This is a genomic window from Adlercreutzia sp. DFI.6.23 (genome assembly GCF_024462535.1).
In the GTDB taxonomy this organism is placed as follows: domain Bacteria; phylum Actinomycetota; class Coriobacteriia; order Coriobacteriales; family Eggerthellaceae; genus Adlercreutzia; species Adlercreutzia rubneri.
The window spans coordinates 1-336 of the sequence record NZ_JANGBP010000303.1 but is presented as its reverse complement, the minus strand read 5'-3'; the positions used below and the strand labels follow the sequence as shown (position 1 = coordinate 336).

Genomic DNA, 336 nt, shown 5'->3' with positions numbered 1-336 from the left:
TGACGAGGAGAACAAGGTCTGGGTCGACAAAACCGGCGACGAGGAGTACATGAAGGGGCTCGTGGACGCCGGCGAGGAGCTGAAGATCGTCGGCATTGTGCAGCTGCGACCGGACGCGAAGGCCACGGCGCTTTCTATGGGCATCTACTACACGCCCGAGCTGACGCGCCATCTGATCGAGCCGGCCTCCGAGACCGCCATCGTGCAGGAGTAGCTGAATTACCCGACCATCGACGTGTTCAACGGCAAGGAGTTCACCGAGGAAGAGGAATCGGGCTCGGATTTCTCTATGGAGAACCTGTTCAGCATCGACGAGGAGGCGCTGCAGAACGCCTT

Annotated in this window: 1 protein-coding gene; it reads left to right on the top strand. The window is 60.1% G+C overall.

What is annotated here, in order from left to right:
- Positions 1–214: hypothetical protein (locus tag NE591_RS13470; protein ID WP_256156889.1), on the top strand; the 214-nt coding region annotated here is incomplete at its 5' end.
- Between the last annotated feature and the right edge of the window lie 122 nt (positions 215–336).